This window comes from Haemophilus sp. THUN1691, assembly GCF_059704425.1.
The window spans coordinates 1,094,801-1,119,656 of the sequence record NZ_AP046578.1 but is presented as its reverse complement, the minus strand read 5'-3'; the positions used below and the strand labels follow the sequence as shown (position 1 = coordinate 1,119,656).

Genomic DNA, 24,856 nt, shown 5'->3' with positions numbered 1-24,856 from the left:
ATGAGTCAACAAAAATCTACTTTTATCTTTATTCTTACGCTCGGTATTCTCTCCATGCTACCGCCTTTTGGAGTGGATATGTATTTGCCATCTTTTTTAGAAATTGCGAAAGATCTCGGCGTGAGTCCAGAGCAAGTACAACACACGCTCACTTCTTTTGCTTATGGCATGGCGTTTGGTCAGCTTTTTTGGGGGCCTTTTGGTGATAGTTTCGGACGAAAACCGATCATTTTACTCGGTGTCATTGTGGGCGCGCTAACCGCTTTGGTGCTCACCGAAATAAATTCGGTCGGAAATTTCACCGCACTTCGTTTTGTGCAAGGTTTCTTTGGTGCTGCCCCTGTTGTGCTTTCTGGCGCATTATTGCGTGATTTATTTAGTAAAGATCAGCTATCTAAAGTAATGTCCACCATCACCTTAGTATTTATGCTTGCACCTTTAGTTGCACCAATTATTGGTGGTTACATCGTTAAATTTTTCCACTGGCACGCGATTTTTTACGTTATTTCGCTCGTGGGATTATTAGCCGCGACATTGGTCTTTTTCATCATTCCAGAAACCCATAAAAAAGAAAATCGCATTCCGCTGCGCTTAAATATTATTGCTCGCAATTTCCTTCTGCTTTGGAAGCAAAAAGACGTGCTCGGCTATATGTTTGCCGCCTCTTTTGGCTTTGGTGGGTTGTTTGCTTTTGTGACTGCAGGATCAATTGTCTATATCGGCATTTATGGCGTTCCCGTTGATCAGTTCGGTTATTTCTTTATGATGAATATCGTTACAATGATCTTTGCCTCTTTTTTAAATAGCCGATTTGTCACTAAAGTGGGCGCAGAAACAATGTTACGGATAGCCCTCACAATTCAATTCCTTTCTGGAATGTGGCTAATTTTGACCGCACTTTTAGATCTCGGTTTTTGGCCAATGGCAATTGGCGTCGCCTTTTTCGTCGGTCCAAACCCAGTGATTTCATCAAATTCAATGGCATCAGCTTTAGAAAGATGTCCTCAAATGGCGGGCACAGCAAATTCTTTGATTGGTAGCGTACGTTTTGCAGTGGGTGCAATTATGGGAAGTTTAGTTGCGTCAATGAAAATGGATACTGCCGCACCAATGCTCTTTACTATGGGGGCATGTGTCGCGATTTCCGTATTGGCGTATTACTTTCTAACCAGCCGAAATTTAAAAAGCCGTAGGTAAATATCCCCACGGCTCAATGATTGTTTCCTTTATTAAGCGAAGACCATCCATAACGGCAAACAAACAGCAATAAATAATAGGATAAATAAACTATTGGCAGATAATTTCCACTTTTGGAAACTATGCAAAATCAGAATAGCCGCAATAACAAAATGGCAAACAAAATAAATGATGTAAGCAAAAATACTGTCAGAATTAACCGCACTTTCCATGCCATTTAAAAGTAAAAATAAAAATATTGCCAAAGCATTTAAGGCCAGCAATATAATCATGGCTAAGGGCAACAATGCAATAAAACCTTGTAAACGATTTCGTGCAATAACAAGCGCAAGATTTGCCAAAATCACGCCAGATAAAATCGGTGCAAACGGGTTATACTCAGCAAAATCACTTGCAGGAAGCACGGCAAAAATCATTAAATAACTCAAGCAACCTAAACCCGCAATTAATGCAGCCATCAATAAAAAACTGTTACGGATTTTTTCAGTTTTTGGTTGTTTCCAAATAAAATACACAACAGAAAGGCCACATACGCTCATCACGTTAGTAAGCGTGTGATTATTCTGTAATAGGCTTATCAGCAACCACACCGCCCAATAAATAGCAAAAGTCAAATTAACTTTGATTAAACGACCACGTTGTCCTGGGCAAATTTCGCCGCGATAAAACACCAACAAAGAAATTAGCTGTGCAACCAACACGCCTACACCTAAATGGGGCATTGTTTGCTTTTCAGATTGCAAAGAAAAAATAAATAGATCGATGCCAAGCACCATTGAGATCGATAATATCGCAAGCAATGCCGCGATATATTTAGAAGATTGTTCTGACATAATTTTGACGTCTGAAAAAATAATGCGCCATTATGCTAAAAATTCATTAAATTTTAAAGTAGAATGAAACCAATTATAACCGCACTTAGGTACATAAATGTTACTTAGTATTTTATATATCATCGGTATCACCGCTGAAGGAATGACAGGTGCACTTGCGGCTGGTCGTGAAAAAATGGATATTTTTGGCGTGATAATTATCGCATCCGTCACTGCCATTGGAGGCGGCTCTGTGCGTGATGTACTACTCGGACATTACCCTCTCGGCTGGGTTAAGCATCCAGAATATTTTTTAATGGTGGCAAGTGCAGCGGTAATTACCGTGTATGTTGCACCGTTCATCAATCATTTTATGCGCTACTTTCGCACTATTTTCTTGGTACTCGATGCGATGGGTTTAGTGGTGTATTCCATTATTGGCGCACAAATTGCGATGGATATGGGACACGGTCTCACCATTGTAAGCATTGCAGGCTGTATTACAGGTGCCTTTGGCGGGGTTCTACGCGATATGCTATGCAATCGAATTCCTCTCGTATTCCAAAAAGAACTCTACGCCAGCATTGCGCTATTTGCTACTCTGACTTATTACGCATTAAGCACACTTCAAGTAGAACATACACTTGCCGTGTTACTCACACTTATTAGTAGCTTTACTTTGCGCCTTTTAGCTATTCATTTCGAATGGGGTTTACCCGTGTTTAATTACCAAGAACTCACATCGGAAGAACAAGATAAGCTGCCAAATAAAAAGAAATAAATACAATAAAGGGAATAACTATGCTAGAACAAATGGGTAAACAAGCCAAAGATGCCGCATTTATCTTGGCTCAACTCACCACTGCTGAAAAAAATCGTGCATTATCCATTATTGCAGAACAACTCGAACAACAAGCACCGCTTATCTTAGCCGAAAACGCAAAAGATATTGAACTTGCCAAACAAAATGGATTGTCTGATGCCTTGATTGATCGCCTACTGCTCACACAAGAACGTTTACAAGGCATTGCTAATGATGTACGCCACGTTATTTCTCTTGCAGATCCTGTTGGGAAAATCATAGACGGCGGCACATTGGATAGCGGACTTAAAATCGAACGCGTACGCACTCCGATCGGTGTCATTGGCACAATTTATGAAGCTCGCCCAAATGTGACCATTGATGTGGCAAGTCTTTGCCTTAAAACGGGTAATGCAGTGATTTTACGCGGCGGTAAGGAAACACAGTTTTCTAACAAGATCTTAATCGAAGTTGTACAAAATGCTTTAGAGCAAGCAGGCTTACCAAAATTTGCAGTGCAAGCCATTACCAATCCAAACCGTGAACTCGTTATGCAATTATTAAAACTAGATCGCTATGTGGATATGATTATTCCTCGTGGTGGTGCGGGTTTACATGAATTGTGTAAACAACATTCGACTATTCCAGTTATTGTGGGTGGTGTGGGTGTTTGCCATACTTTCGTTGAAGAAAGTGCGGATCAAAATAAAGCGATTTGTGTTATTGATAACGCTAAAACACAACGTCCAAGCACCTGTAACACATTGGAAACATTGTTAGTTCAACATTCTATTGCTAAAGAATTTTTACCAAAACTCGTCTCTCACCTCGCTACCAAAAACGTAAAATATCACGCAAAATCCACCGCACTTAATATATTGAAACAAGCGGGTGCGAATGTCTGCGAAGTGACAGAAAAAGAATTGCGCGAAGAATGGGGATCATTGGATTTGAATATCGTTGTTGTGGAAGATATTCATGCTGCTATTGAGTATATCCGCCAATATGGTACGCAACATTCTGAAAGTATTTTAACTTCCTCACAAAACCTCGCGCGTCAATTTATCAATCAAGTTGATGCGGCTGCCGTTTATGTGAATGCAAGTACACGCTTTACTGACGGCGGACAATTTGGATTAGGCGCAGAAGTTGCCGTGAGTACCCAAAAACTTCATGCTCGTGGCCCAATGGGATTAGAAGCATTAACAAGTTATAAATGGGTATGTGAAGGCGAATATACGGTTCGCAAATAAAACCCAAAGTGCGGTAATTTTTAGAAGAGATTATTTGCATATAAAAAAGTCCGCGAAATGCGGACTTTTTCATTATCTTTATTTGTCAGACTTACCCAAGTTATCAAAGAATTTTTTCACACCGTCCAAAAATCCTGAAGATTTCGGTGCATGTTTACTTAAATCTTTACCTTGTAAACTTTCTTCAAGTTTTTGGAGTAATTCTTTTTGCTCGCTGGTTAAATTAACGGGTGTTTCGACCACGATACGGCAAATTAAATCACCCGCATAACCACTACGTGTAGAGGAGACACCTTTGCCTCGCATGCGGAATAATTTTCCCGTTTGCGTTTCAGCTGGGATTTTAAGTTTCACTCGGCCATCTAAGGTCGGTACTTCAATTTCGCCGCCAAGCGCTGCTGTAGCAAAACTAATCGGTACTTCACAATATAAGTTGTTACCGTCACGTTCAAAAATGTTATGTTCTCTCACGTGAATCACAACATATAAATCTCCTGCTGGCGCGCCATTTTCACCTGCTGCGCCTTTTCCTGCTAAACGAAGTTGGTTGCCCGTATCTACGCCTGCTGGAATTTTTACTGAAAGATTTTCTTTCTTATGAACACGCCCTTCTCCATGACAGCTGCGACAAGGTTTTTCAATTTTCTTACCGCTACCATGACAAGTTGGACAGATACTTTCAGATACGAAGAAACCTTGTTGACGACGAATTCGACCAGAACCGTGACAATGCGGACAAGTTTCAACTTTAGAGCCTTTTTCAGCACCAGAACCACCACAGCTATCACAATGCACAAGAGTATTGATTTGAATATCTTTAGTTATACCTTTTACGGCTTCTTCTAAAGTGATTTCTAAGTCATAGCGTAAGTCTTCGCCACGAACAACTCGTTGACGACCACGGCCACCGCCACCAAAAATATCGCCAAAGATATCGCCAAACATATCACCAAAATCAGCACCGCCAAAGCCGCCACCGAAACCACCTGCGCCACCACCTTGTTCAAAGGCTGCGTGGCCATATTGATCATAAGCTGCGCGTTTTTGATCGTCGCCTAATACTTCATAAGCTTCATTAATTTCTTTGAATTTTTCTTCCGCTTCTTTACTGCCTTGGTTTTTATCAGGGTGATGTTTAGATGCTAAACGTTTATACGCACGTTTAATGTCATTCTCACTCGCCCCTTTTTTCAATCCAAGGACTTCGTAGTAATCTTTTTTTGCCATAGTGTTTCCGTATTTTTATTTGCAAATATTTTGTCATTTCTGACCGCTTACATTCGCTATTTTAGCAATGCGGGCAAATTGAAATGTAAATATCCACTTTTCCATTTGGATAATATTTCTCAAAATCCACTTTATAAGCACGTTTTAATAAGCCTTGCTTTTCTTTATTCCAAATGCGTTGCCACGTTTGAACTACTAATTCACAAGTCGTGGGGAAGATTTCATACCAAGTCAGATCTTCAATTTCAATGGTTGAAAAACTGCCTTCAGGTTTACTTTCTTGAGCAACAGCAACATCATAATAGCCCGTAAAATCCGATTCGTAATTCAGATAAACACCATAATAAGGCTCATTTTGAGGCAATTTTGCAAAATTATTCTGCCAAAGCTCTCCTATCTTTTCTGCGGGATTTTCTTTTGTGTTATGCGTACAAATTGTAGCAAGTGGATAAAGTGTAAGTGGCATAACTATTCCTTAAATTTACAAAATTCTGGGTAAATTTGGGCGCTTATAACATACTCCCCTCTTTAGCAAAGAGGAGATTTGGCAGAAGTAAATTTAGCTAATAAGAGAATTTGATATCGCTATCAAATATCCCCTAACCCCTCTTTTCTAAAGAGGGGGATCATTTATATACACCAAAAGGGCGTGTTTCCACGCCCTTTGTTTATGGTAAGAAGAGCGGTGAATTATTTATTATCTTTCACTTCTTCAAATTCAGCATCTACCACGCCATCATCTTTTGCTGATGATTGTTGTGGTTGCTCGCCACCAGCTTGTTGAGCTTTTGCTTGGGCTGCTTGCATTAATGGTTCAGAGGCTTTAATTACTGCTTCAATTTTCGCTTCAATTTCTGCTTTATCTTCACCTTTTGCCGCTGTTTCAAGATCAGCGACTGCAGCTTCAATTTTCTCTTTGTCTGCGGCACTCAATGCATCGCCAGCTTCTGCAATTTGTTTACGTGTTGCGTGAGTAATACCATCTGCTTGGTTACGAGCTTGAACAACTTCTTCAAATTTACGGTCTGCATCAGCATTTGCTTCTGCATCACGCACCATTTGTTGAATTTCTTCATCAGATAAGCCAGAAGATGCTTGAATACGAATTTGTTGTTCTTTACCCGTATTTTTATCTTTTGCAGATACGTTGATTACGCCGTTTGCATCGATATCAAATGTTACTTCGATTTGTGGCATACCACGCGGTGCAGGATTAATACCTTCTAGGTTGAATTGACCTAAAGATTTATTGTCTGCCGCACGTTTACGTTCACCTTGAAGAACGTGAATAGTTACCGCACTTTGGTTATCTTCCGCTGTTGAGAACACTTGCGATTTTTTGGTTGGAATCGTGGTATTTTTCTCAATTAAAGTGGTCATCACACCGCCCATGGTTTCGATACCTAAAGATAATGGGGTTACGTCTAATAAAAGAACGTCTTTCACATCACCTTTTAATACACCACCTTGAACAGCCGCACCGATTGCCACCGCTTCATCAGGGTTAACATCTTTACGAGCTTCTTTACCAAAGAACTCTGCAACTTTTTGTTGTACAAGTGGCATACGAGTTTGACCACCCACAAGAATAATGTCGTGAATTTCACTCACGCCTTTACCTGCATCTTTTAATACAGCTTTCAAAGACTCAATTGAGCTTGCCACTAAATCTTCTACTAATGCTTCTAATTTTGCACGAGTGATATTTAATGCTAAGTGTTTAGGGCCTGTCGCATCTGCAGTGATGTAAGGTAAGTTTACTTCGGTGAATTGCGCTGATGAAAGTTCAATTTTTGCTTTCTCTGCAGCTTCTTTCACACGTTGTAACGCCATTGGGTCATGACGTAAATCGATGTTTTGTTCTTTTTTGAATTCATCAATAATGTAATCAATTACACGGTTATCGAAGTCTTCACCACCTAAGTGAGTGTTACCACCTGTTGCTAATACTTCGAAAGTTTGTTCGCCATCAAAGTTATCAATTTCGATGATTGAAATATCGAATGTACCACCACCTAAGTCGTAAACTGCGATCACTTGGTTCTCTTTGCTTGAACCTAAACCAAACGCTAACGCAGCCGCTGTTGGTTCATTAATGATACGTTTAACGTCTAAACCTGCGATTTTACCTGCATCAATAGTTGCTTGACGTTGTGCATCGTTAAAGTATGCTGGAACAGTAATTACCGCTTCTGTTACAGATTCACCCAAGAAATCTTCTGCCGTTTTTTTCATTTTTTTCAATACTTCAGCAGAGATTTGTGGTGGTGCTAATTTATCACCTTTTACGTTTACCCAAGCATCGCCATTGTCAGCACGAGTAATTTCGAAAGGCATAATCTTAATATCGCGTTGAACTTCTTCACTTTCAAAACGACGACCAATTAAACGTTTAATCGCAAACAATGTATTTTTCGGGTTAGTGATTGCTTGACGTTTTGCTGGCTGACCAACTAAGGTTTCATTATCTGTATAAGCAATAATTGAAGGAGTTGTACGTGCACCTTCTGCATTTTCAATTACGCGCGCTTTGTCGCCGTCCATTACAGCTACACAAGAGTTTGTTGTACCTAAGTCAATACCAATAATTTTTCCCATTTTGTACTCCTAGTAAAAATTTTAAAATTCGGGGTTGAACTTATAAACGTCTCAAAATAGCCTCTATCACAAATATTTTTGAAACATCTACAAGCCCTATTTGTTACGAATTGTAAGATGTGGATATTCTTTCGCATTTCAAGAGAAAATTTTAAAAATTTTTTATTTCTTCAAGTGCGGTGATTTCCGTTCTTGTTTTCAAGATAAGTCTCAAATGATGAACTTCAAGGGGAAAACAAAAATTTTCATGCAAGAAAAAGGGATTTATGATAAATTTGGCGAAAATTTTTACTTTAAAATAGGAAAGAAATAAATGAAAAAATCAAAAATTGCTGCAGGCGTAGTCGTTGCTCTTGCTGCCGTTTGGTGTACCGGTGCATGGTTTACAGGGAAAAAAGCGGAAGAAGAATATTTACATCAACTAAAACAGTTAAATCAACTATTTGCCAAAACAGATGCATTAGAAGAAAGTAAAATTTTTTATAAAAATATAAAATTTGATAGAGGATTATTTGCATCTCATATTCAAGATCAAATAGAAATCCACAAGGCAAATGAAACGATCCTTATTCCTTTATCATCAACACTTTATCACGGGCCTTTGCCGCTTGATCGTGTGGCGAAACTAAATTTCGTTCCAGCCATTTTTTCAAGCCAAACCTTGTTAGGAAAAAATGCAACAACTCAGGCATTCTTTGATATCACAAAATCAGAGAAACCGTTACAACTAAATGTCGCAATGAATTATTCATTAAGCGGTAATGCGGAATTAAAACTTGCAGCGGGGCAATATCACAATGAGCAATCCAAGGCTGATTTTGATTGGTCAAATGTCGTATTAAATATAGATTTAGACAAAAATGAACCAAGCAATTATACGTTATCTGTAGATGCATTTAATTCAAATGACCCAAATCATGCAGTTTCAACCGCTTCATCAATTAAAATAAAAGATCTTGTCGTACAAGGCTCACTACAAAGCACAAAATGGCCACTTATTTATAGCGGAAATATCAATAGTAAAATAGGCTATTTTGAGCAAAATACCGAATCTGCAGAGGCTGGGGAAAAATTCTCTCTGATTCAGAAAAACAGCCAAGCAAATTTAACTACACAAGTTCAGGGTGATACAGTAAATATCATCAATAAAACAAATCTGGATGAATTAAATATTAACGGTAACAACTTAGGTAAAGTGACCAACAATGTAGAATTCAACCATATTGATGGCAACGCATTACAAGAACTTTTAAACATTTTAGTAGCAATAGGCAAGGCTGATTCAGATATGCCGTTACCTAAACCATTAGTGCAAAAATTACAACAAGCAGGCATGGCCATTGCGAATAATCAGCCTCAAATTAAATTTGCCCCTCTTTCTATTTCTGATGAAAAAGGCAAAGTGGCATTGGATCTGAATATTGCTTTAGTGCCAAATCCTAAATTTGATTTAATGCGCAGCGACTTATACAAACAATTCAAAGATTTTTCGATCAATTTTGATGTGAACAAAGAAACTGCAATTTCATTGTTATCTAAATTTATACCAGAAAATCAAAAACAAGATTTAGTTTACAGAATGGACGAATTAATTGCTGAAGACGAAGCAAATGGCATTATCGTAAACACCGATAAAACCGTCACATTAACGCTTGCTTTAGAGAATAACGAATTGAAACTAAATGGTAAGCCAATCCCAGAAGAACAGTTGAAAATGGTACTCTTTATGCTTGTGATGGGGGGCTTTGGATGATAACAAAAACAGGGCGATAAATTATCGCCCTGTTTCACTATAAAGTGCGGTAAATTTTCGTTACAGTTTAAGCTAAACGTTCTTTTAAATACCCTTCATAATCTGGCACTTCAATTTCGACATCTTGTTCAAATAAAACTGAAGTTAACATAAAATCTGCGGAGCTTTGATTAATGGCAACAGGAATATTCCACACTGTTGCAATACGCATGAGGGCTTTCACATCTGGATCATGTGGTGCGGCATTCATTGGATCCCAAAAGAAGATCATCATGTCGATTTTCTTTTCTGCGATTAATCCGCCAAGTTGTTGGTCGCCGCCCATCGGACCACTTAATAAAGATTGAATGCTTAAACCTGTTTCTCGTTCTAAAATATGCCCTGTCGTACCTGTCGCATAAAGTATATGAGGCTTAAGTGCTTCTTTATGTTTTTGAGTCCAATTCAGTAAATTTTTTTTGCAGCTATCATGAGCCACAAGTGCAATACGTTTGTGTTGGGTGAGCGTTCGAGTTGTTATATGCATGATTGATTCCTTTTTGAAATAAGTTTGAAAAACTTTAAAGCAAAGCCCTACAGAATGCAATGTTTTACTTATGATTTTAATAGGCTTTACAAAAGGTGAGAAAAATTACCGCACTTTCAAAAGATTACCGATTAACACAGTACTCAACAGGGATATTTGATGAAAATTTACTATCTTTATCTCAAAAAATCTTCTAAAATTTGCAGGATTTGTTAAATGTTTGTAAAAAAGCAAGCATTTCTGATATTCGTGTTTAGTGTTTACTAAACTAATGTTCACTTAATTAACAGATAAGGAAAACCTATGTCTGAGATTTTAAAAAATGACGTTGATCCAATCGAAACTCAAGATTGGTTACAATCATTAGATTCTTTGATTCGTGAAGAAGGCGTAGAACGTGCACAATATATTATTGAGCAAGTTATCGGCCAAGCGCGCACCAACGGTGTTTCATTACCGACAGGTGTAACGACCGATTATGTCAATACTATTCCAGCTTCTGAACAACCTGCTTACCCAGGTGATCATGCTATTGAGCGTCGTATTCGTTCTGCTGTGCGTTGGAATGCTATTGCTATGGTATTGCGTAGTCAGAAGAAAGATCTTGACTTAGGTGGCCATATCTCAACTTTCCAATCTGCTGCAACCATGTATGAAGTTTGCTATAACCACTTCTTCAAAGCAGCAACCGAGAAAAACGGTGGTGACTTAATTTTCTTCCAAGGCCATGCAGCTCCAGGTATGTATGCGCGTGCATTCTTAGAAGGTCGTTTAACTGAAGAACAAATGGATAACTTCCGTCAAGAAGCCTTTACCGATGGTTTATCTTCATATCCACACCCTAAATTAATGCCTGAATTCTGGCAATTCTCTACGGTTTCTATGGGTTTAGGCCCTGTGAACGCCATCTACCAAGCGCGTTTCTTAAAATACTTAGATAACCGTGGCTTAAAAGATACCAAAGATCAAAAAGTCTATGCATTCTTAGGCGATGGTGAAATGGATGAAATTGAGTCTAAAGGTGCATTAACTTTTGCGGCTCGTGAGAAATTAGATAACTTAATCTTCACTATCAGCTGTAACTTACAACGCTTAGACGGCCCAGTTAATGGTAACGGTAAAATTGTTCAAGAATTAGAAGGATTATTTACTGGTGCGGGCTGGGAAGTGATTAAAGTTTTATGGGGAAGCGATTGGGATAAATTATTCGCGAAAGATACTTCTGGTAAATTAACTCAGTTAATGATGGAAGTGGTTGATGGGGATTATTTAACCTTTAAATCTAAAGATGGTGCTTATGTGCGTGAACACTTCTTCGGTCGTTATCCAGAAACCGCCGCATTAGTTGCTGATATGACGGATGATGAAATTTGGGCATTACGCCGTGGTGCACACGATAGCGAAAAATTATATGCAGCCTATGCAAAAGCACAAAATGCAACGAAACCAGTTGTGATTTTAGCGCATCAAGTTAAAGGTTATAAAATTCCTGAAGCGGAAAGTAAAAACACCGCTCACCAATCTAAAAAAATGTCTTACGAAAGCCTTAAAGGTTTCCGTGACTACTTCGATTTACCATTGACTGATGAGCAAGTAGAAAAATTAGAATACATTAAATTTTCTGAAGGTACCCCTGAATACGAATATTTACATGGCCACCGTAAAGCATTAAACGGTTATGTTCCTGCTCGTCGTACTAAATTTGATGTTGAATATAAAGTCCCTGCATTAGAAGAGTTTAAAGCATTATTAGAAGAACAACCACGTGGTATTTCAACTACAATGGCGTTTACTCGTGCATTAAACATCTTATTAAAAGATAAAAACATTGGTAAAACCATCGTTCCAATGATTGCTGATGAAGCACGTACTTTTGGTATGGAAGGTTTATTCCGTCAAGTTGGTATTTATAACCCACATGGTCAAAACTATGTACCTTCAGATCGTGACTTAGTTGCTTACTACCGCGAAGCAAAAGATGGTCAAGTTCTACAAGAAGGTATCAATGAATTAGGTGCAACCGCATCTTGGTTGGCCGCAGCGAATTCATACTCCGTTAATAATCAACCAATGATTCCATTCTTCATCTATTACTCAATGTTTGGTTTCCAACGTGTGGGCGATATGATGTGGGCTGCTGGTGACCAATTAGCTCGTGGTTTCATGGTGGGGGGTACTTCTGGTCGTACAACCCTGAACGGCGAAGGTTTACAACACGAAGATGGCCATAGCCATATTCAAGCAGGTATCATTCCTAACTGTGTCACTTACGACCCATCATTCGCATTCGAAGTTGCAGTAATTATGCAAGACGGTATTAACCGTATGTATGGCGAAAAACAAGAAGATGTATTCTATTACATGACAACATTAAATGAAGTCATGGATCAACCTGCAATGCCAGCTGGTGCAGAAGAAGGTATCCGTAAAGGTTTATACAAATTTGAAACAGTGGAAGGTAAAAAAGGCAAAGGCCACGTTCAATTGTTAGGTTCTGGTGCTATCATGCGTCATGTTCGTGAAGCGGCACAAATTCTTGCAAAAGATTATGGTGTCACCTCCGATGTATTCTCAGCACCTTCATTCAATGAATTAGCGCGTGAAGGTCACGATGCTGCACGTTGGAATTTATTACACCCGACAGAGACACAACGCGTACCATACGTTGCTCAAGTATTAGCTGATTTACCAACCGTTGCTTCAACTGACTATGTTAAAGCATACGCAGATCAAATCCGTGCATTCGTACCAAGTCGTCATTATCATGTGTTGGGTACAGATGGTTTCGGTCGTTCAGACAGCCGTGCAAACCTACGTGAACACTTCGAAGTTGATGCACGTTATGTTGTGGTTGCTGCACTTTCTCAATTAGCGAAAGAAGGTACAGTATCTAACCAAGTTGTTGCAGATGCGATTGCGAAATTCGGTTTGAATGTAGATCGTATCAATCCGCTTTACGCGTAATTGATGAAAACTGCGGTCAAAAAACATCGTGTTTTATGACCGCACTTTAAAAGGAACAAAAAAATGTCAAAACAAATTCAAATTCCTGATATTGGTAGTGATGAAGTTACAGTAACAGAAGTCATGGTAAACGTAGGCGATACCATTTCTGTTGATCAATCAATCATTAATGTTGAAGGTGATAAGGCTTCAATGGAAGTGCCTGCACCAGAAGCAGGTGTTGTAAAAGAGGTTTTAGTCAAAGTCGGTGATAAAGTCACAACAGGCACCCCAATGCTCGTATTAGAAGCAGCGGGCGCAGCACCAGCGGCTGAAGCACCTGCAGCACCAGTAGCTGCTACCGCACCAACTGCGTCGGCTGTTGTTGAAGTAAACGTACCAGATATTGGTTCTGATGAAGTAAACGTTACTGAAATTATGGTTAAAGTGGGTGATAGTGTTGAAGTTGATCAATCAATCATCAATGTTGAAGGCGATAAAGCTTCAATGGAAGTTCCAGCACCAATAGCAGGTGTGGTAAAAGAAATTTTAATTAATGTCGGTGATAAAGTTTCAACTGGCAAACTCATCATGAAATTTGAAACGGCATCAGCTGCTCCAGTTGCTGCGGCTGCACCAGCTCAAACAGCAGCACCTGTAACTGCCACAACATCTGCAATTAAAGATGTGAATGTGCCAGATATCGGTGGTGATGAAGTCAATGTGACTGAAATTATGGTTGCCGTTGGTGATACTGTTTCAGAAGATCAATCATTAATTACTGTTGAAGGTGATAAAGCGTCAATGGAAGTTCCTGCTCCATTCGGTGGTGTAGTAAAAGAAATTCTCGTGAAATCAGGTGATAAAGTATCGACTGGTTCATTAATTATGCGCTTTGAAGTAGCGGGTGTAGCACCAGCTGCAACAGCACCAGCTCAAGCATCAGCACCACAAGTTGCATCTCCTGCACCTACTGCACAACCTGCTCAATCTGGCAATGTATCGGGCTTAAGCCAAGAACAAGTGGTAGCAAGTGCTGGCTATGCGCATGCTACCCCAGTTATTCGTCGTTTAGCACGTGAATTTGGCGTAAACTTAGATAAAGTAAAAGGTACAGGCCGTAAAGGGCGTATCGTTAAAGAAGATATCGAAGCTTATGTGAAGACCGCCGTTAAAGCTTATGAAAGCGGTGCAACAGCACAAGCTGCTGGCAATGGTGTAGCAAATGGCGCTGGCTTAGGCTTATTACCATGGCCAAAAGTTGATTTCAGTAAATTTGGAGAAATTGAAGAAGTTGAATTAAGTCGTATCAACAAAATTTCAGGTGCAAACTTACATCGTAACTGGGTAATGATTCCACACGTTACTCACTTCGATAAAGCAGATATCACGGATTTAGAAGCATTCCGTAAAGAACAAAATGCGTTAGCAGAAAAACAAAAACTCGGCGTAAAAATCACGCCAGTTGTGTTCATTATGAAAGCTGTGGCAAAAGCATTAGAAGCGTATCCACGTTTCAATAGCTCAATTACTGAAGATGCACAACGCTTAATCCTGAAAAAATATATTAACATCGGTGTCGCAGTAGATACGCCAAATGGCTTAGTCGTGCCTGTATTCAAGAACGTGAACAAAAAAGGCATTATCGAACTTTCGCGTGAATTAATGGAAGTATCGAAAAAAGCACGTGAAGGCAAATTGACTGCATCTGATATGCAAGGTGGCTGTTTCACTATTTCAAGTCTTGGTGGAATTGGTACAACTCACTTTGCACCTATCGTAAACGCGCCAGAAGTTGCCATCCTTGGTGTATCTAAATCATCAATGGAACCAGTATGGAATGGTAAAGAATTTGCGCCGCGCTTAATTCTTCCGATGTCGTTATCATTCGACCACCGTGTTATTGATGGTGCGGATGGTGCTCGATTCATCAGCTATATCGGTGCTGTATTAGCAGATTTACGCCGTTTGATTATGTAATAACGCCCCTTTCTTCTAATTAGAAGAAAGGGCGTTTTAGCAAATCCATTACGATCGCCAAAAGTGCGGTCAATATTTTGAACGTTTTTACGAGGTAAAAATGAGTAAAGAAATTAAAACCCAAGTCGTCGTGCTTGGTGCAGGCCCAGCGGGTTATTCAGCTGCGTTCCGTTGTGCGGATTTAGGCTTAGAAACTGTATTAGTTGAACGTTATTCAACTCTTGGAGGGGTTTGTTTAAATGTAGGTTGTATCCCGTCTAAAGCATTGTTGCATGTAGCAAAAGTGATTGAAGAGGCAAAACACGCAAGTAAAAATGGTGTTTACTTTGGTGAGCCAAAAATTGATTTAGATGAAGTTCGTGCAGGTAAAGAAGCAGTTGTCGCTAAATTAACTGGTGGTTTAGCGGGTATGGCAAAAGCGCGTAAAGTCACTGTTGTTGAAGGCTTAGCAGCATTCACTGATCCTAATACTTTAGTCGCGCGTGACCGTGATGGGCATCCAACTACAATCAAATTTGATAATGCTATTATTGCAGCAGGCTCTCGCCCAATTGAATTACCATTTATTCCACATGAAGATCCACGTATTTGGAACTCAACTGATGCGCTAAAATTAAAAGAAGTACCTAAAAAACTTCTCATTATGGGTGGCGGTATCATCGGTTTAGAAATGGGTACGGTTTACCACGCATTAGGTTCAGAAATTGAAGTTGTGGAAATGTTCGACCAAGTTATCCCTGCAGCGGATAAAGATGTTGTTGCAATTTACACCAAACAAATCGAGAAAAAATTCAAATTAATGCTTGAAACCAAAGTGACTGCTGTTGAAGCAAAAGATGATGGTATCTACGTTTCAATGGAAGGCAAAGCATGCAATGACACCAAACGTTATGATGCAGTGCTTGTCGCTATCGGTCGTGTACCAAATGGCAAATTGATTGATGCAGGTAAAGCAGGCGTTGAAGTGGATGATCGTGGTTTCATTCATGTTGATAAACAAATGCGCACCAATGTGCCACATATCTTTGCAATCGGCGATATTGTTGGCCAACCAATGTTAGCACACAAAGGTGTTCATGAAGGCCACGTTGCTGCAGAAGTCATTGCGGGACAAAAACACTACTTCGATCCTAAAGTTATTCCATCCATCGCTTATACCGAACCAGAAGTGGCTTGGGTAGGTAAAACTGAGAAAGAATGTAAACAAGAAGGTTTAAACTACGAAGTCGCTAAATTCCCTTGGGCAGCATCAGGCCGCGCGATTGCATCTGAATGTTCAGAAGGTATGACAAAGTTAATCTTTGATAAAGACACTCATCGGGTACTTGGAGGTGCAATCGTAGGTTCTAACGGTGGTGAATTATTAGGTGAAATCGGTCTAGCCATTGAGATGGGTTGCGACGCAGAAGATATCGCATTAACTATCCACGCCCACCCAACTTTACACGAGTCTGTTGGTTTAGCCGCGGAAGTATTTGAAGGCTCAATCACTGACCTTCCAAATGCAAAATCGAAGAAAAAATAATTTCTATTTAAGAAGTTTTAATTCAGCTAAAATTATAAATTTAAACCTAAATAAAAATCCCCAATAGGGGATTTTTATTTTCCTATCTTTTTACTTTTTTATGATAAGATACCGTCCTAAAAACGTTTCTTTTTTACCGCACTTTTGAGCATTATTTATGACTACACAACTTGATTTAATTAAATCTTCTATCAAATCAATTCCTAACTATCCAAAAGAAGGCATTATCTTCCGCGACATTACTACCCTTTTAGAAGTTCCAGCAGCTTTTAAAGCAACAGTAGATCTTATTGTGGAACAATATCATGATAAAGAAATTACCAAAGTACTTGGAACTGAATCTCGTGGTTTTATTTTTGGAGCACCTGTTGCCTTAGCACTAGGTTTACCTTTCGAATTAGTACGTAAACCTAAAAAATTACCACGCGAAACCATTTCTCAATCTTATCAACTAGAATATGGTCAAGATACTTTGGAAATGCACGTTGATGCAATTTCAGAAGGTGACAATGTTTTAATCATTGATGATTTATTAGCAACAGGTGGCACAGTTGAAGCTACAGTAAAATTAGTGCAACGTTTAGGTGGAGTGGTAAAACACGCTGCATTTGTCATTAATTTACCTGAATTGGGTGGCGAAAAACGCTTAAATAATTTGGGCATTGATTGCTATACACTCGTCAATTTTGAAGGTCATTAATTAAGGATTCGATGAGCTATCAAGTCTTAGCCAGAAAGTGGCGACCAAAAACATTTGCTGATGTCGTTGGGCAAGAACACATTATCACGGCATTAGCAAATGGATTAAAAGATAATAGACTACATCACGCTTACCTCTTTTCAGGCACGCGTGGAGTAGGGAAAACCTCTATTGCCAGATTATTTGCAAAAGGATTAAATTGTGTACATGGTGTAACAGCTACACCTTGTGGTGAATGTGAAAATTGTAAAGCTATTGAACAAGGTAATTTCATTGATTTAATTGAAATTGATTCGGCATCCCGCACAAAAGTTGAAGACACGCGTGAATTATTGGATAACGTGCAATATAAACCTGTTGTGGGCAGATTTAAGGTTTATTTAATTGATGAAGTCCACATGCTATCCCGTCATTCATTTAATGCGTTGCTCAAGACTTTGGAAGAACCACCCGAATATGTAAAATTCTTACTTGCGACAACTGATCCACAAAAATTACCTGTAACCATTCTTTCTCGCTGTTTACAATTTCATCTCAAAGCATTAGATGAAACCCAAATCTCCCAGCATCTTGCCCATATTTTGACGCAAGAAAATATTCATTTTGAAGATCCTGCATTAGTTAAACTTGCAAAAGCGGCGCAAGGAAGTATTCGTGATAGCTTAAGTTTAACGGATCAAGCCATTGCAATGGGAGACCGACAAATTACAAATAGTGTTGTAAGTAATATGTTAGGGTTGCTTGATGATAACTATTCTGTTGATATTTTATACGCCTTACACCAAGGTAATGGTGAACTCTTAATGCGAACACTGCAAAGAGTTGCAGATGCGGCAGGCGATTGGGACAAATTACTTGGCGAATGTGCAGAAAAATTACATCAAATTGCACTCATGCAACTTCTTCCACAAAAATCTTCAGATGACAACGAACATTTTTCATTTTTAGCCAAACATATCTCTCCAGAAGATGTTCAGTTTTTTTATCAGGTCATTGTTTCTGGTAGAAAAGACTTATCAAATGCGCCAAACCGTCGTATTGGCACAGAAATGACATTATTGAGGGCATTGGCATTCCACCCAAAGTTCCTTACGGCAGTACCAAAGGCTAACACCAGTATTACTCGACCGCCATCAACTCCAAGTGCGGTTGAAAATACAGGTAATTATGTAGATGTGCCGGTACTGTCGCAAAGTATAAAATCAGCTTATTCTCAAGCAAAACCAAATAAAACGAGCATTCCAAATTTGGCAAGTCTTTCGGCTCTAGATGCGCTTGAACATTTAACACAACTGGAAAACCAAGAACGTCAAGAACACAAAGCTGAATCATTAGCTGCGGTAAGTGAAACTTTACATCACATCCAAGAGCTGGACGAAGAAAAATCCCATAAAAAAATGACCGCACTTCCTGTGCGAGAAATGACTGAGCCGAAGCCCAAGCACATAGAAAAGCCTACATCACCATCAAATGCCGCACAGACTCCACAAGAAAATAGCACTGAAGAAAATTCAAGTGATGATAATGTAGAAATTGCCCAAGATGAGCAAGAAATCTTGAGTGCTGACACCTATCGTTGGGAATGGAGCAATCCAGAACTTGCTAAAGCCGATACAGGCGTTCGTCCTTCCGATATAAAACAGGCGATTTTGAAAGATATTACGCCTGAACTACGCTTAAAAATCATTACCCAAACTCAACAACAAGATGAATGGGCAGATATAGTTGAGCGTTCTGGTGTAACAGGATTTAGCAAAGAATTAGCGTTAAATTGTTTCTTACAAAGCAAAACTGATGATGAAATCAATCTTGGACTACATTCAGAAAAATCTCATTTACGCCAAGACAGAAGCATAAAAAATTTGGTTGAAGCTTTAAGCAAATTGCAAAGTAAAGATATTCGATTAACAATTAATATTGATGATAGCAATGTCACGACTCCAATTGAATATCGCCGCAATATTTATCAAGCATTGCGGGAAAAAGCTCAAAATGAGTTGCAAAAAGATAGTAAATTACAAATTCTACTTAATGAGTTTGACGCAAAATTAGATATAGAGAGTATTCGACCAGTTTAAAGACAATATTATATTGAAAACTCCCGTTTCAAGTCAGAATATTTTTATAAACCTCTACCATTTTGTATTTTTTTAATCTAAAATTCGTCAATTTGTTTTTTAAGAGTCAAAAGGAGAGTGAAAATGAAACTGGTTGAAGTAAAACACCCACTTGTAAAACACAAACTAGGTGTGATGCGTGAAGCTGAGATTGATACAAAAAAATTCCGTGAACTGGCAACAGAAATCGGTAGCCTATTAACCTATGAAGCAACGTCTGATTTAGAAACTGAAAAAGTAACGATCAACGGTTGGAATGGCCCAGTAGAAATCGATCGAATTAAAGGTAAAAAAGTAACGGTTGTTCCAATTTTACGTGCAGGTTTAGGTATGATGGATGGTGTACTTGAACATGTACCAAGCGCACGTATCAGCGTAGTGGGAATCTACCGTAATGAAGAAACCCTTGAACCAGTCCCTTACTTCCAAAAATTAGCTAGCGATTTAGAAGAGCGTCTCGCAATTGTGGTCGATCCGATGCTTGCAACAGGCGGTTCTATGATTGCAACCCTTGATCTTTTAAAAGCAAAAGGTTGTAAACACATCAAAGTATTAGTGTTGGTCGCTGCGCCAGAAGGTATTAAGGCGCTTGAAGCTGCACATCCTGACATTGAACTTTACTGCGCTTCTATTGATGGCCATCTAAATGAACATGGTTACATTATTCCGGGTCTAGGTGACGCGGGTGATAAAATTTTTGGGACCAAATAATCCCAAAAAATAAAAGATAGACGGCATTTTCTTGCCGTCTTTTTGTGTGCGTGAAACACAAGAAAAACTGACCGCACTTTAAGTTAATTCAAACAGAGAGTTGAAACTAAATGACAAATCAAACTTCTTCGTTCCCTTCGGAAAAACAAAGTACATTAAAACAATCATTCGTTGGACTACAGATGCTCTTCGTCGCATTTGGTGCGCTCGTTCTTGTACCATTAATTACAGGACTTGATTCCAATACCGCATTATTAACTGCCGGCGTTGGCACCCTACTCTTCCAACTTTGCACAGGCAAACAAGTTCCTATTTTCTTAGCCTCATCTTTTGCCTTTATCGCGCCAATTCAATATGGTGTTCAAACTTGGGGCATTGCGACCACTATGGGTGGTTTAGCATCTGCTGGTCTTGTATATCTAGCACTAAGCATGTTAGTAAAATTACGTGGAACAGAAGCATTACAACGCATTTTCCCACCGATTGTCGTTGGTCCAGTAATTATTATTATTGGTATGGGACTTGCTCCTGTGGCAGTTGATATGTCACTAGGCAAAAATAGTGCTTATGCTTATAACGACGCGGTATTAGTTTCAATGGTAACTCTTCTTACTACTTTGTCTGTAGCTGTATTTGCCAAAGGATTGATGAAACTCATCCCGATTATGTTTGGTATTACTGCGGGCTATATTTTATGTTTATTCCTAGGTTTAATTAATTTCCAACCAGTGATCGATGCGCCTTGGTTCAGCTTACCAAAATTAACTGCGCCTGAATTTAACCTAGAAGCTATTCTTTATATGTTACCCATTGCCATTGCACCTGCAGTAGAACACGTGGGAGGCATCATGGCAATCAGCTCTGTCACAGGTAAAGACTTTTTAAAAAAACCAGGATTACACCGCACTTTATTAGGTGATGGCTTAGCAACAGCAGCTGCATCTTTAGTGGGTGGACCACCAAATACAACCTATGCGGAAGTAACTGGTGCCGTAATGTTAACCCGAAATTTCAACCCTAATATTATGACTTGGGCTGCAGTTTGGGCTATTGCCATTTCATTCTGTGGAAAAGTAGGCGCATTCCTATCAACGATTCCAACTATTGTAATGGGTGGGATTATGATGCTTGTTTTCGGTTCAATCGCAGTCGTGGGCATGAGCACCTTAATTCGTGGCAAAGTTGATGTTACCGAAGCACGTAATCTGTGTATTATTTCTGTCGTCATGACATTTGGTATCGGCAATATGTTTGTAGATGTGGGTAACGTATCACTAAAAGGTATCAGCTTGTGCGCGATTGTTGCTATCATCTTAAACCTTGTTTTACCGAAAGCAAAAAATGAAGTAGAATAAGATTCCTTTTAAAAGGGTTAAATACTAATTTAGCCCTTTTTCTTACTTATAATCTGTAATACATAAATATTTGAATAAGCAGCTTCCCTTACCTATTCATCAAATTGATGATGCCACATTAGAAAACTTTTACGGCGATAATAATCTTTTATTGCTCGATTCTTTACGCAAAAATTCATCTGAATTAAAACAACAGTTTTTCTATATTTGGGGAAATAAAGGTTCTGGAAAAACTCATCTGCTTAGAGCATTCAGTAACGAATATTTAATCAATCAACGTACTGCTATTTATGTACCGCTCAGCAAATCTCAATATTTTTCTACCGCAGTTCTTGAAAATCTAGAACTGCAAGAATTAGTGTGTCTAGATGATATACAAACCGTGATCGGCAATGATGAATGGGAATTAGCTATTTTTGATCTATTCAATCGAATTAAAGCGAGCGGAAAAACGCTTTTGCTTATTAGTTCAGATAAATCGCCTTCCGCACTTTCTGTAAAATTGCCTGATTTGAACTCTCGCTTGACTTGGGGTGAAATTTATCAATTAAATTCCCTAACTGACGAGCAAAAAATTAGTGTACTGCAGCATAATGCTTATCAACGAGGAATTCAATTACCCGATGAGACGGCTAATTTTTTACTTACACGACTAGCTCGAGACATGCATACATTATTTGAAGCACTTGATCTACTAGATAAAGCCTCATTACAAGCACAACGAAATCTTACGATTCCTTTCGTCAAAGAAATTTTGAATCTCTAACAAAAAAGGCGCTAATGCGCCTTTTTAATCATCCACCTGATAATTTAACGGTAAACCCTTTTTGCTCTAACAATTGCTTGAGCAAATCACGCTTTTCACCTTGAATCTCAATTATTCCATTTTTAACTGAACCACCACATCCACAACGTTTTTTTAATTCAGCCGCTAATTTTTTCAATTCCTCATCAGATAAATCTAAACCAGTTATAACCGATACGCCTGCACCTTTTCTACCACTCGTTTGTTTTTGGATACGTACAACACCGTCTCCTTTTGGGCGAACTACAGAAACCTTTTCCCCTTTAATTCGCCCCACATCTGTTGAATACACTAAAACAGAATCTGACATTATAATTACCCAATAGATGCATTAATAGAACGAAGAACCTCTGCTGGATTATCAGCTTTAGTAATAGGACGCCCTATCACTAAATAATCAGAACCAGCACGAATCGCAGCAGTAGGCGTCATCACACGTCTTTGATCACCAAAATCAGCTCCAATTGGACGAATCCCTGGAGTCACTAATTTAAAGTCTTCTCCACAAGCGTTACGTAAAATTTCAACCTCTTGCGGAGAGCAAACCACACCATCCAAACCTGCACGTTGAGTTAAATGAGCTAAGCGTAAAACTTGTTCCATTGGCGATGCATTAATCCCAATTTGTAATAAATCTAAATCTTCCATACTGGTTAATACCGTCACAGCAATAAGCAATGGCGCATCTTTTCCATAAGGTTCAAGAATTCTCTTAGCTTCTTCCATCATTCGTAGGCCACCACTTGCGTGCAGATCTACCATCCATACACCCAAATCAGCTGCAGAACGGACCGCTCTTGCTACAGTATTTGGAATATCATGATATTTAAGATCTAAGAAAACATCGAAATTACGTTGATGTAATTGTTTTACAAAATTAATACCAAGTGTAGTAAACATTTCTTTACCCACTTTTAATCGACACAAACTCGGATCAATTTGATCAACTAAAGCAAGAGCCTCTGCTTCTTTCTCATAGTCCAATGCCACAATAATTTTGCTTGTCATAATGTTACCTCGCTGAGTATCAATTAATTATGTTCTTGACTTGAAACTGGTTTAATACTTTCCCATTGACGGCAAGATGGGCAATTCCACAATAGCTTATGGATTTGATAACCACAATTTGTACAACGATAGGCCGATGTTTGCTTAATTCGTTCACCCACCATTTTATGTAATAAAATTAGGCTTTCTTTTCCCCGCCCTTCTTCTGCATCATCAATTTGATACTGCATAAAACGATGGAAAATTAAAGTACTTGGCTTTTTCGTGAGTTGCTGATAAAGCTTAGCCTGAGCAGCAGACTTACCATCTTTTTCTTCAATTAATTTAACCAAAGCTAGCTCTACTTCATCATTATTAGTAATTTGGCCAGCACGAATTAAGAATAACTCAAAGCTATCTAACTGATTTAATTCTTCATAACAATGTTTTAAAGGTGACAAAATTTCACCCGTATAATCTGGATTTTGCTCCAAAACATGTTCTAGTATTTTTGCAGCTTGTTGATATTGACTTTCAAGCATTTCTAAATTTGCAAGTAATAAAGAAGCGCGAACACAAGTAGGAGAAACCAACAAAGCTTTTTGTAAAACACCGCGTTTTTCAACCGCACTTTCAGGCTCTAAACTTTGTGAATATTCACAATAACACTGGGCAAGTTCAATATTATTCTCTTGTGGTTTTATTTTAGCGAGTTTTTCAGCAATATTAACTGCTTTTTTCCATTCTTTAGTTTTTTGATAAATTACTAAAAGTTGCTGTAAAGCATTTTCTGCAAATTCAGGTTCATCCACTAGTAAAATATAAAGATTCTCAGCGCGGTCAAAAAAACCAACCACCATAAAATCTCTAGCAAGCTGTTGCTTTGCGAGTAATTTTTGCTCAAATGTATAATTAGGACTAAGGTCTAAAGCTTGGTGAATACGTAATGCACGATCAACTTCGCCTCTAGAGCGGAATAGATTGCCAAGTGTAAGCTCAGCTTCAAATTGGGAGTGGCTTTCGATTTCATTTTCGGTTTCTTGCTTCTGGAGCATGTCCAAAAACAAATCTACAGCTTTATCGGTTTGATTGGAAAGTAAGAAGTTTACTCCCGTAACATAATCTCGGGAGAGTTTATTACTAATGTCATCTTGATCTTTCTTTGCACTACGCTGCCCCATGTACCAACCATAGGCTGCAGCGATAGGCAATAGTAGAAAGAGTAATTCTAGCATCAGGCGACCTTATCGCGCACAGTAGTCAATTCGTTGATTTGTAAAGTTTGACGCTTAACTTGACGAGCCAATGCCATATTTTTAAGTTTTAACTTAAGATAGAAAAAAGCGGTGATTAACCAGCCAAGAATTAAACCTAATCCAAATAAAATAGCAACAAGACTTGATAGTTGGAGCTGGCTTTCCGCCACAATATAATTAAATGTAATAACTTGATCGTTATTTGCTCCAACGGTAATTGCAACCAACACGATAGCGATAAAAATCACAATCCCTAAAATATATTTAATCATAACATTTCCTTAAAATATGGCTTTTCTAAATAATGGC

Annotated in this window: 21 protein-coding genes; 12 read left to right on the top strand and 9 right to left on the bottom strand. The window is 38.8% G+C overall.

All coding sequences use genetic code 11. The features are described 5' to 3' along the window. The gene (locus tag AC6H0J_RS05420) at window positions 1–1,197 is read left to right on the top strand and encodes a Bcr/CflA family multidrug efflux MFS transporter (RefSeq protein WP_046953050.1); all 1,197 of its coding nucleotides are present in this window, start codon (window positions 1–3) and stop codon (window positions 1,195–1,197) included. 32 nt (window positions 1,198–1,229) lie between these two features. On the opposite strand, the gene AC6H0J_RS05415 is transcribed toward AC6H0J_RS05420, so the two are convergent. Beyond that, entirely contained in the window at window positions 1,230–2,030 is an 801-nt protein-coding gene (locus tag AC6H0J_RS05415) for an HI_1241 family integral membrane domain (RefSeq protein ID WP_046953049.1), read from the bottom strand. Window positions 2,031–2,127: 97 nt separating this feature from the next. Between AC6H0J_RS05415 and AC6H0J_RS05410 the strand changes: the two genes are divergently transcribed. Together AC6H0J_RS05410 and proA are read left to right on the top strand one after the other, a co-directional pair. Then, window positions 2,128–2,790 carry a trimeric intracellular cation channel family protein gene (locus AC6H0J_RS05410; RefSeq protein ID WP_005646565.1) on the top strand — a complete coding sequence of 221 codons (663 nt, stop codon included), beginning with the start codon at window positions 2,128–2,130 and terminating at the stop codon, window positions 2,788–2,790. A 20-nt stretch (window positions 2,791–2,810) separates the two neighbouring features. Beyond that, window positions 2,811–4,064 carry a glutamate-5-semialdehyde dehydrogenase gene (gene proA, locus AC6H0J_RS05405; protein WP_497513026.1) on the top strand — a complete coding sequence of 418 codons (1,254 nt, stop codon included), beginning with the start codon at window positions 2,811–2,813 and terminating at the stop codon, window positions 4,062–4,064. 78 nt (window positions 4,065–4,142) lie between these two features. Here the strand turns inward: proA and dnaJ are convergent, their stop codons facing one another. From dnaJ to dnaK, 3 genes are all read right to left on the bottom strand, one after another. After that, the gene (gene dnaJ / locus AC6H0J_RS05400) at window positions 4,143–5,291 is read right to left on the bottom strand and encodes a molecular chaperone DnaJ (protein WP_497513024.1); all 1,149 of its coding nucleotides are present in this window, start codon (window positions 5,289–5,291) and stop codon (window positions 4,143–4,145) included. A gap of 61 nt (window positions 5,292–5,352) precedes the next feature. After that, window positions 5,353–5,757, bottom strand: coding sequence for a GyrI-like domain-containing protein (locus AC6H0J_RS05395; RefSeq protein ID WP_497513021.1), 405 nt, complete (start codon window positions 5,755–5,757; stop codon window positions 5,353–5,355). 224 nt (window positions 5,758–5,981) lie between these two features. Then, a complete protein-coding gene (gene dnaK, locus AC6H0J_RS05390) occupies window positions 5,982–7,889 on the bottom strand; it encodes a molecular chaperone DnaK (RefSeq protein ID WP_497513019.1) in 1,908 nt (635 codons plus the stop codon). A gap of 313 nt (window positions 7,890–8,202) precedes the next feature. Between dnaK and AC6H0J_RS05385 the strand changes: the two genes are divergently transcribed. Then, on the top strand, window positions 8,203–9,642 hold the full coding sequence (locus tag AC6H0J_RS05385) for a YdgA family protein (RefSeq protein ID WP_497513016.1): 1,440 nt from the start codon (window positions 8,203–8,205) through the stop codon (window positions 9,640–9,642). A 67-nt stretch (window positions 9,643–9,709) separates the two neighbouring features. Here the strand turns inward: AC6H0J_RS05385 and mgsA are convergent, their stop codons facing one another. Further along, window positions 9,710–10,168 (bottom strand): methylglyoxal synthase, encoded by a 459-nt coding sequence (gene mgsA / locus AC6H0J_RS05380; protein ID WP_048954058.1) that lies wholly within the window; start codon window positions 10,166–10,168, stop codon window positions 9,710–9,712. Between the two features lie 303 nt (window positions 10,169–10,471). Between mgsA and aceE the strand changes: the two genes are divergently transcribed. The 8 genes from aceE to hda all read left to right on the top strand — a co-directional run bounded on the left by aceE (window position 10,472) and on the right by hda (window position 22,265). Continuing rightward, a complete protein-coding gene (aceE, locus tag AC6H0J_RS05375) occupies window positions 10,472–13,132 on the top strand; it encodes a pyruvate dehydrogenase (acetyl-transferring), homodimeric type (protein WP_118817032.1) in 2,661 nt (886 codons plus the stop codon). Window positions 13,133–13,195: 63 nt separating this feature from the next. Beyond that, the gene (gene aceF, locus AC6H0J_RS05370) at window positions 13,196–15,091 is read left to right on the top strand and encodes a pyruvate dehydrogenase complex dihydrolipoyllysine-residue acetyltransferase (RefSeq protein ID WP_118817033.1); all 1,896 of its coding nucleotides are present in this window, start codon (window positions 13,196–13,198) and stop codon (window positions 15,089–15,091) included. A gap of 100 nt (window positions 15,092–15,191) precedes the next feature. Next, entirely contained in the window at window positions 15,192–16,616 is a 1,425-nt protein-coding gene (gene lpdA / locus AC6H0J_RS05365) for a dihydrolipoyl dehydrogenase (RefSeq protein ID WP_118817034.1), read from the top strand. Between the two features lie 157 nt (window positions 16,617–16,773). Continuing rightward, window positions 16,774–17,316 carry an adenine phosphoribosyltransferase gene (apt, locus tag AC6H0J_RS05360; RefSeq protein WP_046953035.1) on the top strand — a complete coding sequence of 181 codons (543 nt, stop codon included), beginning with the start codon at window positions 16,774–16,776 and terminating at the stop codon, window positions 17,314–17,316. Between the two features lie 11 nt (window positions 17,317–17,327). Continuing rightward, window positions 17,328–19,394: a DNA polymerase III subunit gamma/tau gene (gene dnaX / locus AC6H0J_RS05355; RefSeq protein ID WP_497513012.1), complete on the top strand. Its 2,067-nt coding sequence runs from the start codon at window positions 17,328–17,330 to the stop codon at window positions 19,392–19,394. A 123-nt stretch (window positions 19,395–19,517) separates the two neighbouring features. Next, window positions 19,518–20,144, top strand: a complete 627-nt coding sequence (gene upp / locus AC6H0J_RS05350) for a uracil phosphoribosyltransferase (RefSeq protein WP_118817035.1) — start codon at window positions 19,518–19,520, stop codon at window positions 20,142–20,144. A 110-nt stretch (window positions 20,145–20,254) separates the two neighbouring features. Then, window positions 20,255–21,499 (top strand): nucleobase:cation symporter-2 family protein, encoded by a 1,245-nt coding sequence (locus AC6H0J_RS05345; protein ID WP_005628846.1) that lies wholly within the window; start codon window positions 20,255–20,257, stop codon window positions 21,497–21,499. A 70-nt stretch (window positions 21,500–21,569) separates the two neighbouring features. Next, on the top strand, window positions 21,570–22,265 hold the full coding sequence (gene hda / locus AC6H0J_RS05340) for a DnaA regulatory inactivator Hda (protein WP_118817036.1): 696 nt from the start codon (window positions 21,570–21,572) through the stop codon (window positions 22,263–22,265). A 28-nt stretch (window positions 22,266–22,293) separates the two neighbouring features. Here hda and yciH read toward each other — a convergent pair whose 3' ends face one another. Genes yciH through AC6H0J_RS05320 form a run of 4 tightly spaced genes read right to left on the bottom strand, consistent with a single transcriptional unit; the run spans window position 22,294 to window position 24,819 of the window. Next, window positions 22,294–22,614, bottom strand: coding sequence for a stress response translation initiation inhibitor YciH (gene yciH / locus AC6H0J_RS05335; protein ID WP_046953031.1), 321 nt, complete (start codon window positions 22,612–22,614; stop codon window positions 22,294–22,296). A 5-nt stretch (window positions 22,615–22,619) separates the two neighbouring features. Beyond that, complete coding sequence (gene pyrF / locus AC6H0J_RS05330) at window positions 22,620–23,312, bottom strand: orotidine-5'-phosphate decarboxylase (protein ID WP_046953030.1); 693 nt, start codon at window positions 23,310–23,312, stop codon at window positions 22,620–22,622. Between the two features lie 23 nt (window positions 23,313–23,335). Beyond that, on the bottom strand, window positions 23,336–24,526 hold the full coding sequence (gene lapB / locus AC6H0J_RS05325) for a lipopolysaccharide assembly protein LapB (RefSeq protein WP_118817037.1): 1,191 nt from the start codon (window positions 24,524–24,526) through the stop codon (window positions 23,336–23,338). Then, window positions 24,526–24,819, bottom strand: a complete 294-nt coding sequence (locus AC6H0J_RS05320) for a LapA family protein (RefSeq protein WP_053465343.1) — start codon at window positions 24,817–24,819, stop codon at window positions 24,526–24,528. The genes lapB and AC6H0J_RS05320 overlap by 1 nt, the downstream gene beginning before the upstream one ends. Window positions 24,820–24,856 lie beyond the last annotated feature (37 nt).